We start from the raw sequence: 12,156 nt of genomic DNA on the forward strand, positions 1-12,156 counted from the left end.
GCTGCTGCATCCGCAGGCCGTCACGCAGCACTATCGCGGCTCCGCGTGACGTTCTTCTCGGCGGGCACCATCGATCAACCCCGGAAGCCGACATGGCCATGAGAACTCACCATCGGGGCTGGAGTCGTCGCGTCTGCCGGGGAGTTCGGCTCGAGCCGCTCGAAGACCGGCGGTTGTTGGCTGGCGGGTGGCAAAATGAGGTGTTGCCTTGCGACGTGGATGCGTCGGGCTTGGTGACGCCGCTCGATGCGCTGTTGGTGATCAACGATCTGAATCGCTACGGCGGTCGGAAGTTGCCGGAAGTCGACAGCGCGCACGCTCCGCCTCCTTATCTGGATGTCGACGGCAACGGCTTCGCCTCGCCGCTCGACGTGCTGCACATCGTCAACGCGATCAACAACGATCCGGGCACGCTCGCCCTCACCGCGAACTTGTCCCCCGCTTCGGATCCGAATGGCAACGGTGTGGTGTTGTCGTCGGAAGTGCGTGTGGTGGGGCAATCGCGGGCCGGAGCGATCATCCGAGCGACCGCCGTCGATCCGGCGATGGACTCGACTGCTGCGGCGAGCGCGGGGGTGGTTTCCGCTGTGGCGGGATCCGATGGTCGTTTCGAGCTGGAGATCGAGTTGCCGCACGCGACCAACGTGCTGCGCGTCGAAGCAACCGACGCGGTCGGCCGCAGCGTCTCGACCGCCCGCGTGGTGCGGCAGGGAGACGTCATCCTCGATTGGAACGCGGCCCTGCTGAACGCGGTTCGCGACTGGACGACGACCTCCAACGATCCCTACACCGGCCGGATCGTCCCTTCGCCACCGCCGGCGGTCGCGCGGCATTTGGCGATGGTCCATGCGGCGATGTTCGACGCGGTCAATGCGATCGAGCCGACGCACGAGGCGTATGTTTTCGCAGGCTCGGCCAGCGGCGGGAGTTCGTTTGCCGACGCTTCACCGGTGGTCGCTGCGGCCACGGCGGCCTATCACGTCGCCTCGAGTCTCTATAGCGACGCGGACGAGCTGGCCGTGTGGGAAGCGTCGCTGAGCGAAGCGCTCGCGAGCGTGCCTGAGGGTCTTGGTCGTGAACGAGGCATGGCGCTCGGCGAGCAAGCGGCCGCAGCGGTGCTGGCGGTTCGCGTTGCCGACGGCTCGGACGCGGTGTGGTCGTACGCTCCCGGCACCGAACCGGGCGCGTGGAACCGAACGCTGCCCGGTTATCTGCCGCCGCTGCTGCCCCAGTGGCCCCAGCTGACTCCGTTCGTCATTCCCAGCGGCGATGCGTTTCGGCCGCCGGCGCCCCCGGAGCTTGCCAGTGCCGAGTACGCTGCGGCGGTCGACGAGGTGATGCGGCTCGGGCGGCTCGGCAGTACCGAACGGACGGCCGACCAGACCGAGATTGCCATCTTCTGGGCGGACGGTGGCGGAACCTTCACTCCGCCGGGGCACTGGAACCAGATCGCCGCCGACGTGGCGCTCGGCAAGGGAACGACGCTGGCGGAAAACGCGCGGCTGATGGCGCTTCTGAATCTCGCGTTGGCCGACGCGGGCATCGCCGCCTGGGATGCCAAGTACGCCTATGATCTGTGGCGGCCGATCGACGCGATCCGCCGAGCCGACGTCGATGGCAATCCCGCTACGGTGGCCGATCCCGGCTGGCTTCCGCTGCTGGTGACGCCGCCGTTCCCCACCTACACATCCGGACACAGCACGTTCAGCGGCGCGGCCGATGCTGTTCTGACCGTATTCTTTGGAGCCGAGACCGCTTTTGAAAGCACGCTCGACGGTCACACCGCCCCGGGACAGCGACCGCTCGCCCCGGAGCTGATCGTCACCCGCTCGTTTAGCAGCTTCACCCAAGCGGCCGAGGAAGCCGGGCGCAGCCGGATCTATGGCGGCATCCATTTTGTGTTCGACGACTCGGCCGGCCTGGCTTCCGGGCGAGCCGTGGGGAGCTACGTGGCCGCGGAGGCTCTTCAACCCCGCTCACACGGCGGCGGTGGCGATTAAGTCGCGGAGCAGGTGGCACAGATCGGTGGGGCTGATCGGTTTCGAGAGGACCGCGGCGATCCCGTACCGCTCGCGCAGCTCCTCGACGTTGACTTGCAATTGCCGCCCGGTGACGAGCACGAAGGGAACTTCCTCGGGCGTGGCCACCGCGCGGATCCGCTCGACCAGTTCGAGTCCGGTCATTCCCGGCATCAGCAGATCGCTGACCACCGCCGTCGGCCGGCGGGTCTCAAACGCTTCCCAAGCTTCGACACCGTCGCGACAAACCGTCGGCAGCATCCCGGTCGTCCGCAGTTTGAACGACAGCACGCGGGCCAGGCCAGGATTGTCTTCGGCGACTAACACGGTCGGAGCCGTCATCGTAATACTCCAGCAATACAAACGTTTTTAAGAATGGATTCAGTGCCCTCGGCGGTCGCGCCGAGGAGGGATGCTCATCGCTTCTTCGAAGCTGGTCAGGCCGGCGGCGATGGCTTCGGCCATGCTGTCAGGCAGCAAGGGAATGTTCGCCGCGATCGCCCCCCGCTGCAGGGTCTCGAGCGAGGACTGTTGGCGAATCAATCGGCTGAATGGTGGGTCGACCCGGATGACTTCAAAGATCGGCAGCAATCCGCGATAGCCCGTTCCGTCGCAGTCGCCGCAGCCGACCGGGCGGTACACGGTGACGCCTTCGCTCAGCCCGTACCGCCGCGCCATCCGACCGACCGCTTTCTGAGGCGAGCGACAACTGCTGCAGAGGCGGCGGACCAAGCGTTGGCAGACGAGTCCCTGCAGCGTTTCGGCGAGCGACCCGGCGTCGACTTCCAGCTCGGCTAATCGTGAGACCGCCGAAAAGGCATCGTCGCACTCGAGCGTGGAGAGGACGAAGTGACCGGTCAGGGCAGCCCGCACGCAGATTTGCGCGGTTTGGCCATTGCGGATTTGGTCGACCGCCACGACGTCCGGGTCCTGTCGGAGCCAGGCCCGCAGGGCGCTCGCGACGGTCAGCCGGTCCGCTTCCTGGGCATCGATCGTGCAAACGTTCGGCTTGTCGAGGAACTTCAAGCACGACTGCAGCGACGTGCTGCGGCCGCTCCGCCGCGGTCCACCGAAGAGCACCAACCCGTGGGGGCTGGAGAGCATGGCGGAGAGGTCCGCCCGCTGCCGGGGGCTGAGGCCGAGCGATTCGAGCGGCGGGAGGGGGCGGGTCGGCGGGAGGGTGGGGGGCGATTTGCCCTGCACCGCTGCGGCGTCGCGCTTCCAGGAAGCGGGAGCTTCTCCTGGAGTGGTCGGATAGAGCAGGTGGAGAAGCTTCTCGATGACGCTCAGCGGAGTAAAGAAAGGCCGCATGTGGCGGCCGCAGAGCAGGCGGAGGTCGTCGGCCAGCCAGAGCGAGTCGGGGGAGAAAATCGCCACGTCGAGCGTGGTGCCATCGTCGGCCAGAGGGGCGATCCGGTGCTCGCGGCAGAGCTGCGCCGGAAGCAGCGAGGCGACCTGGCGGTCGACCGGCGGCGCCTCCTCGGGGGGCGGGTCGAAGATTGGCAGCAGGTAATGATCCGAGTAGGCGCGGGCGATCTGGTGCTCGTCGGCCAAGCCGGCTCGGAGCAGCGATTCCTCGATGCTGACGTTCCCCTGCAGCGGAGCGTTATAAACCTGCTCGAGTCGCTCCGGATCGAGGCGATCGACCGCTTCGATCAGCCGCATGATCAGCGGCTGCCCGCGGTCGAGCCTCGCGTCCGATTCCGTCAAGGTGTTGATCCATGTCATAGCTGGACGACCGTTATCCTCGTGTCGACATCAGGTCCTCGAGCCCCCGCGGACGTCTCGAGGAGGGCCTTGGCTACCTATGACTTAGGTTTCTCTCCGCTCCCGGGCAGGTCCGCCACAGCGGGAAAAAGCAGGCCGGAGCCGCAATCCTTGCGGGTGCTCGGGGTTGTGCCGATTCTCCAGCGAGGACCTTGGTCTGCGGTTTGCATACCCGTTCTGACCCGCATCCTTCCCTTCCGCGAACCGTCTGAGCACCGCCGCGAGTGTGTCGGTGCGTCGTTGAGCGTATGCATCGTGACCGGCAACCTCCATCGTCGAGATCCTCCTGCGAGCCGCCTCCCCGAGCGGTCCACCGCTGCGGGTCGATCGCGTGGAGAGAACGCCTCCCGCAGCCGCAAGACGCGGGCTCGCGGCTCGCGGCATCCGCTGCTCCTCCTGCCGGCGACCAACCGCCAGCGGTCGACCCTGACCGCCATCCTCCGCCGCGATCAGCTCTCCTACGAAGTCTGCCGCGGTCTGCCGGTCCTGCTCGAGCGACTCCAGCGGGGCGCTGAAGGGGCGATCATCGATGCCCGGGCGCTCGACGACGCGGCGATCGAAGGGCTCCGCCAGCTGTTGCTCGAGCAGCCCGTCTGGTCCGACATGCCGCTGATCGTGCTCGATGGCAATGGAGCCACGCCGGGTAAAGGAGTCGAGGGCGACGAGATCGTCCGCCGGTTGGGCGAAGCGACCAGCACGATTCTGCTGCCGCGACCGTACACGCCCGAGTCGCTGCTCAGCGTGTTGCGGGTCGTCGGGAGAAGCCGGCGGCGGCAGTACGAGCTCCGCGAGCACATGGCCGAGCGGCAGCGGGTCGAACGGAAACTGCGGGAAAGTGACGAACGGTTTCGCTTGGCGGTCGCCGCGGCCGATGTCGGCACCTGGCACATTGATCTCCGCACCAATCGCGAAACCCGCGATCCGTGCCTCAATCGGATCCTCGGGCTTCCGGCTCAGTTCTCCACCACCTCGGCCGATGAGTTCGGGGAGTGGATCCACCCGGAGGACCGCGAGGTCAGTGAAGCGGCATGGCAGCGAGCCCTCGAAACCGGACAGGCCTACGTCCTCGAGAGCCGGATCCTGCGGCCGACCGGAGAAGTCCGCTGGATCCACGACCGGGGCCGCATTTTTCGCGATCCCTCGGGTACCCCGCTCTATGCCAGCGGCGCCGTTGTCGACATCACCGATCGCAAAACCTACGAGTACTCGCTGCAGGCCGCCCGCCGGATCGCCGACCAAGCCAACAAGGCCAAGAGCGCGTTTCTGGCGAATATGAGTCACGAGATCCGGACGCCGATGACCGCGGTGCTCGGCTACGTCGATATCCTGCAGGAACAAGTCGAGGGGGCCGATGCACGCCAATCGCTGCAGACGATCCGCAACAACGGGCTCTACTTGCTCGAGCTGATCAACGACATCCTCGATCTCTCCAAAATCGAAGCCGGAGCGGTCGAGATCCGCCGCGAAAACTTTTCGCTGCTCGAGATGATCACCGACCTTGAATCGCTGATGCAGGTCAAGGCGGCGGAGAAGCAGATCCAGTTGCAGATCGAGTGGGCCACGCCCGTTCCCCGCTCGATCTGTACCGATCGCCTGCGGCTGCGGCAGATCCTCGTCAATTTGGTCGGCAACGCAATCAAGTTCACCGAGGAGGGAGAAGTCCGGCTGCGGATTCGCTGCGACGATCCGCCAGGCAATGCCGAGGGCACCGGAACGCATCTTTGGTTTCGCGTCTCGGACACCGGAATCGGCATGACTCGAGAACAAATGGGGCGGCTGTTTCAGCCCTTCAGCCAAGGAGACGCGTCGGTCACGCGGCGGTTCGGCGGAACCGGGCTAGGGCTGGCGATCAGCGAGCGACTGATCGACATGCTCGGCGGCGAAATTTTCGTCAGCAGCACCCCGCAGAAAGGGAGCGTCTTCGAGTTCAGCGTCGATCCCGGCGGGCTCGACCGCGTCCCCTGGATCGATCCGCGTCGCACCGAGTTCCGCGTCGCCCCCGAGACCGCCGGAGAGCTCGCCGCAGCGCCAGCAGTCGTTGGCCTCGATGGTGACGGCAGCGTCGATGGCCAAGCTTCAGCGGAGGCAAGCCCCAGGGTGGAGGCGACCGATGGGGCGGAAGATTGCGCCGCGGATTCACCTCCGCTCGACTGCCACGTCCTGATCGTCGACGATGGAAGAGCCATTCGAATGCTCGTCAAACGCTTCCTCGAAGCGGCTGGAGCCACGACCGAATCGGTCGAGAATGGTGCGGAGGCGGTCGAGCGCGTTTTCAACGACGAACTCCCCGCGTGTGATCTGGTCGTCCTCGACATGCAGATGCCGGTGATGGATGGCTACACTGCCGCACGCCGGATTCGCCGCGGCGGCTACGGGGGACCGATCCTCGCGTTGACCGCCAATACCATGAAAGGAGATCGCGACCGCTGCCTCGCGGCCGGTTGCACCGACTTCCTGGCCAAGCCGATCGATCGCCGCCAACTGATTCAGCTCGTATTCACCCACACCCAGCCGTCTCGCCCCGATGAATGACGACGACGCACCTCAGCGGCTCGAGGCCCTTCTGCCGTCCGATTCCCCCGTGCGGCTGGAAGAGGGGCAAGTGCTGCGGATCGCTAAAGCTCTCGCCGACCCGCAACGATTCGCAATTTTGCAGCGGATCGCAGCCGAGCCGGAGGTCCCCTGCAAAACCCTCGTGTGCGAGTTTCCCATCAAGCAGGCGACGATTTCGCACCACCTCAAAGAGCTCGCCGGAGCCGGCCTCGTCGACACCCGCCGCAACGGCCAGTGCGTGCAGCTCGCCGCACGACGCGACGTGCTTCGCGAATACCTCGCTGAGCTCGAGCGGAAAATTCTTTCCCAAGTGAACGACTAGCTCAGCTCGGTCAGAAAACCCGTAACGGCACCCTCCCCGGGAGGGTCGCGGTTAACAAACGGGGATGCGCGACGTAGAGCCTCCACGTGGCGAAATTCAGAGGGCCCTCCCCGGGACTAGCAGACCGGTCCTCCAGGGGGGAGGGTGATGTCAAAAGGGAGTTTTCTGACAGAGCCTAGCTGGACAGCGCCACATTGGATTGGTTCGGAGCGGGACGGCTCGCAGAAAAATCGTTTAACGGCAAGCCGAAGGCGCCTGCTGTTTAAAACACAGTCGCCTTCGGCTTGCCGTTAAACGACTTGGTAGCCAACTGCTGGGCACTGCTGACTTTATGGCAATTCAGCGTGAGAAAGTGGCGCTGTCCAGCTAGCCGTGCTGAGCAGTGGCCTTCGGCTTGCCGTTAAACGATTTTTCCGGGGGCTGTGTCGCCGTCGCGGGAGATTCCCTGCAATTAGCCGGTATCAATGAATCCAATTGAGGGGGAGAGGCGGCAAGGGCTTTCGGGGGGTGAAAACACGGCGATGACCGGCGATCACTGGAGATTGCCTCCTCTGGAGGGGGGGTGGCAGGGTCAGGATCTGGAGGTCTAGCCGGATTGTCGCACCCTCTTGATCCTCCCAGCCGCAATATTAGAAGGATTGATCATTCGGGACCACTGTGGACCCATAACTTCTGAAAGAACGGCTTTTTCGGGTTGCGAAAAAGAAATTCGTAATGTGGAATACTGTGTAGAGATAGGAAAGGTAGGGTTAGGCCGATACCACCCCTTCTTTCCTGCCCGTCCGCACGGCTTTTATTCGTGAAAAGCCGTCTGCGGACCTCTGCTGATCGCGGCCTCCGCACTCTTGCGTGAGCCTCTGGTGGTGTTACAGCTGGGGCTGAGTCGCGGTTTTTATTTTAATAGTCTTTTGTTTGTCTTCTTTAGAGTGCCGGGAGTTTTAGGGAATGAAGAATCGTTCAGTTGTTCATCGTAAAGGCTTTACGCTCGTCGAGCTGTTGGTGGTGATTGCCATCATCGGCGTGCTTGTCGGACTTCTGCTCCCGGCCGTTCAGGCGGCTCGCGAAGCAGCCCGGCGGATGCAGTGCCAGAACAACCTCAAGCAGTTGGGCTTGGCCTTCCACAACTATCACGACACCTACGGAAGCTTCATGCCGGGCGGGTACGATGTTCCGGTGAACTACCCCATGGGCTGGGTTCCACGAATTTTTGCTTTCATCGAGCAGGGCAATCGTTGGGACGCGATGGAATCGCTTTATCCGGCGTACAACCAGAATCGTTCGCCCTATCGGAGCCACGACAAGACGAACCCGATCTTCACCGAACCGCTCGACTTCTTGGTCTGCCCCTCCTCCCCCTTGGGTGGAGTTGCATCGGATCACCCGGTGACTGCTAACTTCCCGGTTGCCAATCAGCAAGCCACCTTGCACTACCGAGCCAACGGTGGGGCTGGCGACGTGAATCTGCTGCCGTCAGGCGGAACGCACCTGTATTCCACTTCGGGCATCATCTACCCGACCAGCAAAGTGAGCTTTGGCGGAATCACCGACGGGACCTCGAACACGCTTCTCCTCGGGGAAATCTCCCACTCGCAAGGATGGTCGTCGTCGATGATCGGCGGCTTTGGTGGGATCAAGCCTTGGGTCTGGGGATACTACGACTACAGCTCGGGCGATTACCTGACGATCGATAGCAAATCGGTGCTGTGGCCGATCGGTTACCGGGGCTCGTTCTTGACCAACAACACTCCTTACCGAAGTGCTCACGCCAGCGGTGGTGCGAACTTCTCGATGGGGGACGGTCGGGTCAACTACCTCTCTTCCAGCACCGACTTGATCGTGTTGAAAGCCTTGGCGACCCGTTCGGGCGGCGAAGTCATTCCGGAGATGTAAGCCACGTTTTCGCGGTTTACGAACCGGTCTGAAGACAGTGCACTCACTGCTGCTTGCGCAGCAACTTCTCTTGTAAATTTTGAACGGACTGAGGTTTCACTTGAAAGGCTTTTGTAATTTGGCTCGGCTGTCGGCAGTCGCCGGCAGCCTGATGGTGCTGCCGCTGCTCAGTGGTTGCGGCGATAACAATCCCACGACCGCGCCGGTCAGTGGAACGGTGACGTTCAACGGCGAGCCACTGCAGGCAGGGACGGTGATCTTTACCCCCAAGGCGGGCGGACCTCCGGCTTATGGAGAAATTCAAAGCGACGGTACGTATGCGTTGACCACCTTCGAGGATGGTGACGGGGCGGTGCCGGGCTCGCACGGAGTCGCCGTGAGCGCTGTGGAATTCAAGAATCCCGATCTCCCGGTTGCCACGACCGTGATCCCCATGAAGTACAGCAGCGAGCAAACCTCGGGTTTGACCGCGGAAGTCGCCGAACAGGATATGAACGTCGTCGATCTGGAGCTCTAAGTCCAAGACGTTCGATAAGCAGCGCCACTTCCACGCGTGGGCATTGCCATAGGCCCGGCATTGCACAGCGGTTGGTGGCGCAGTCGTTTAACGGCAAGCCGAAGGCGACTGGTTTCTAAAACACAGTCGCCTTCGGCTTGCCGTTAAACAATTTTTCCCTCAGCGTTTTCGTTGCGAACGAATTCTGAGTGGCGATGTCAGCCTGGAAAGGCTGACTTCCTGTGGGGATCACTCTTGAGACCGCCGACTCTGGCGGCCTAGCATCGCCTGCCTCGATGGGATTCAGTTCTCCTTCTCTGAGGCGATTACGAAACGATGCAATTGCGCGTATTTACCGGTGAGGCAGCGGACCGCGATGGCGAGCCCGCGGTTCCCGCGGGGCTGCCTGAGGAATATTTGCTCGGCCAGTACATTCCGCTGCATTACCACTACAACATGCTGCTCGACGCCACTCGCGTCGGTGCGTTTCAGGAGGCGATTCGCTTCGCCGTGAAGCCGGGCATGCACGTCGTCGAGCTCGGCGGCGGCACCGGAATCCTCTCTTCGTTCGCCGCCCGGCAAGGAGCCCGCGTCAGCTGTGTCGAGCGCAATCCGCAGCTGGTCCGCAAGGCTCGGCAGTTGATCGACGCCAATGGCTTGGCCGACCGGGTCGAGGTGATCGAGAGTGACGCGTTTGCTTACCTGCCGAGCGAGCCCGTGGATGTCGTGATCTGCGAGATGCTGCACGTGGCGATGCTCCGCGAAAAGCAACTGGCCGTGATCGACTCGTTCAAGCGGCGGTACCAACGAGCCTTTGGCGAATCGCTGCCGCGGTTCCTTCCGGAGGCCTCCATCCTGATGGCCCAGCCGGTCGACCATTCGTTTGATTTCGCTGGCTACTGGGCTCCGATTCCGGTGTTCCAAACGCCCGCTCCGGAGATCGAGGGAACGCGGCCGTTGGCTCCGCTCGCGCCCTACGCCAATATCTCCTACGACTCGCCGCTCCCCGATTCTTTCGAGTGGTCCGAGTCGATGGTCGTTGCGGAGTCGGGAACGGTTACCGCGATCCGCTTTGTAACCCAGAACGCGATCGCGATCGACCTGGACCAGCAGCGTGCGATCAGCTGGCCGAATCAGTGTCTGGTGCTGCCGGTCGAGGAGCCGATCAGCGTCGAAGCGGGACAGGTGCTGCGGATCGGCTTCCGCTACCAGGCCGGAGCGTCGATCGACGAGTTGGCCGAGTCGCTGACGCTCGAGCGCCGCGCCACGGCCACCGCCACGGCCGAGCGACGCGCGGCATAGGGCGGATTTTCCATCAGCCGCCGGGCGCTAGCCCCCGGTTTCCGAAAAACGTCGGGAAAACCGGACGCTAGCGCGTGGCGGCTGATATGCAGTGCTCGAGAGAACCGGCGGAATCCTCCCGGGGGGAGGGTGGCAGCTGTCGCGCTTTTTCGCTGGCCGTGGAAATTGGTTGTGGGGTATAGTGGAAAGTCCCCCCGGGCTGCCGTTCCTCTTGGCTGCCCTGCCCCCTCCCTCTGAATCGGTACTGCTCGCCGATGTTCAACTCTGTTTCCGCTGCCGCGGTTCGGTATGGCCCCCCCCTGCTTAGTTTGCAGCTGCTTTCTTTGCAGCTGCATGGTTCGGCGACGCGGCTTCGGGCGGTCAACTCGCCGTGGAGGCGAGCGCTGGTGCTGATCCTCTTCGGCGGCCCGTGGTGTTTTGGCGGGCTTGTGGGGTGTGAGACCGCTGAACCGGTCGCCGAGACCGAGGAAGTCGCCCTCCCTCAGATCCACGCCGAGACGATCACCGTGGAGCCGTCGGTCTGGCCAGCGGTGGTCCGCAGCCAGGGAAGTCTGTTTGCCGACGAGGTCTCCGCCGTCGGCAGCCGCGTGGCGGGGCGGGTCGCCGAAGTCCATGTGGACCTGGGAGATCGCGTCTCGGCAGGCGAACCGCTGGCGACGCTCGAGACCGAGGAGTTCCGGCTGTTGGTCGCTCAGAGCGAAGCGCAGCTGGAGCAGGCCCGCTCGGCTCTCGGCCTCCGTCCGGAAGATCCGGTCAGCAAGCTAGAGCCGGCGAACGCGCCGCCGGTCCGCCAGGAGCGAGCGGTCTGGGAAGAAGCCAAATCGAGTCTCGAGCGGGCTCGCCAACTGGTGCGTCAGAACGCGATGGCTGCGGGCGAGTTCGATCTGGTTGCCGCAGCCGAACGCGTAGCCGAAGCCCGGTACTCGGCGGCACTCAACAGCGTGCAGGAAAAGATTTCGCTGATTGGCGTCCGCGAAGCCGAGCTGGCGCTGGCGAAACAGCGGCTCAGAGATGCGGTGATCGCAGCTCCCTTCAATGGTCTGGTGCAGAGCCGCACCGCTGCCCCCGGAGCCTATCTGAGTGTCGGCGATCAGATCGCGGTGCTCGTCCGCGTCGACCCGCTGCGGTTCCGCGGCACGCTCCCCGAGCGGCATGCCCAGCGGATCGCTCTGGGCCAAGCCGTCCAGTTGCGAATTGAATCGGTCGGTCAGCCTCGCGCGGCCGAAGTCACCCGAATCAGCCCCACTCTGGATCCGCTCAGTCGGGCGCTGACGTTCGAAGCCCGGATCGAGAACCGCGACGGGCAGCTGCGGACCGGATTGTTCGCTGAGGCGGAAGTCGTCGTTGCTCCCGAAGCCCAAGCGATCGTCCTCCCGCTCTCGGCAGTAGTTCGCTTCGCCGGCGCGGAGAAAGTTTGGAAGGTGGTCGACGGGATCGCCGCCGAGCAGGAGGTGTTCACCGGACAGCAGCGAGGCGAGCAGATCGAGATCCTCGAGGGGCTGGAGCCGGGAGACGTGATCCTGAAGGAGGGCGAGCAGGGTCAGGTAGCTCAAATTCTCCCGCCCGAGGGGAGTCAGCCGGCCGAGGAGCATATTTCAGCCGCCGGGCGTTAATTACTGTCAGAGAACCCTGAGCCGACGGCGCTAGCCGCGGGTGAGCCGACGGCGCTAGCCGCGGGTGCTACAGCGAAAATCCCCGGGCTGCGAGGCCCGAGGCTAGCGCCTACGGCTCACCCGAGGCTAGCGCCTACGGCTCACCCGAGGCTAGCGCCTACGGCTCACCCGAGGCTAGCGCCTACGGCTCAAAAG

At 64.0% G+C, this 12,156-nt stretch carries 9 protein-coding genes; 7 read left to right on the top strand and 2 right to left on the bottom strand.

What is annotated here, in order from left to right:
* Window positions 1–92: 92 nt before the first annotated feature.
* On the top strand, window positions 93–2,000 hold the full coding sequence (locus GNK13_RS13215) for a dockerin type I domain-containing protein (protein ID WP_164103004.1): 1,908 nt from the start codon (window positions 93–95) through the stop codon (window positions 1,998–2,000).
* Here GNK13_RS13215 and GNK13_RS13220 read toward each other — a convergent pair.
* The gene (locus GNK13_RS13220) at window positions 1,977–2,360 is read right to left on the bottom strand and encodes a response regulator (RefSeq protein WP_164103005.1); all 384 of its coding nucleotides are present in this window, start codon (window positions 2,358–2,360) and stop codon (window positions 1,977–1,979) included. The genes GNK13_RS13215 and GNK13_RS13220 overlap by 24 nt on opposite strands.
* Window positions 2,361–2,399: 39 nt before the next feature.
* Window positions 2,400–3,746 (bottom strand): GspE/PulE family protein, encoded by a 1,347-nt coding sequence (locus tag GNK13_RS13225; RefSeq protein ID WP_164103006.1) that lies wholly within the window; start codon window positions 3,744–3,746, stop codon window positions 2,400–2,402.
* A gap of 279 nt (window positions 3,747–4,025) precedes the next feature.
* Here GNK13_RS13225 and GNK13_RS13230 point away from each other — a divergent pair, with 279 nt between their 5' ends.
* From GNK13_RS13230 to GNK13_RS13255, 6 genes are all read left to right on the top strand, one after another.
* Window positions 4,026–6,317 carry a hybrid sensor histidine kinase/response regulator gene (locus tag GNK13_RS13230; protein WP_203545364.1) on the top strand — a complete coding sequence of 764 codons (2,292 nt, stop codon included), beginning with the start codon at window positions 4,026–4,028 and terminating at the stop codon, window positions 6,315–6,317.
* Complete coding sequence (locus GNK13_RS13235) at window positions 6,310–6,660, top strand: ArsR/SmtB family transcription factor (protein WP_164103008.1); 351 nt, start codon at window positions 6,310–6,312, stop codon at window positions 6,658–6,660. The genes GNK13_RS13230 and GNK13_RS13235 overlap by 8 nt, the downstream gene beginning before the upstream one ends.
* A gap of 945 nt (window positions 6,661–7,605) precedes the next feature.
* Window positions 7,606–8,550, top strand: a complete 945-nt coding sequence (locus tag GNK13_RS13240) for a DUF1559 family PulG-like putative transporter (protein WP_164103009.1) — start codon at window positions 7,606–7,608, stop codon at window positions 8,548–8,550.
* Between the two features lie 100 nt (window positions 8,551–8,650).
* Window positions 8,651–9,067: a hypothetical protein gene (locus GNK13_RS13245; protein ID WP_235935126.1), complete on the top strand. Its 417-nt coding sequence runs from the start codon at window positions 8,651–8,653 to the stop codon at window positions 9,065–9,067.
* 315 nt (window positions 9,068–9,382) lie between these two features.
* Complete coding sequence (locus tag GNK13_RS13250; protein ID WP_164103010.1) at window positions 9,383–10,348, top strand: methyltransferase domain-containing protein; 966 nt, start codon at window positions 9,383–9,385, stop codon at window positions 10,346–10,348.
* A gap of 254 nt (window positions 10,349–10,602) precedes the next feature.
* Window positions 10,603–11,961 (top strand): efflux RND transporter periplasmic adaptor subunit, encoded by a 1,359-nt coding sequence (locus GNK13_RS13255; RefSeq protein WP_164103011.1) that lies wholly within the window; start codon window positions 10,603–10,605, stop codon window positions 11,959–11,961.
* Window positions 11,962–12,156: the final 195 nt, after the last annotated feature.

The sequence above is a fragment of the Candidatus Laterigemmans baculatus genome, assembly GCF_010367455.1.
In the GTDB taxonomy this organism is placed as follows: Bacteria; Planctomycetota; Planctomycetia; order Pirellulales; family Pirellulaceae; genus Laterigemmans; species Laterigemmans baculatus.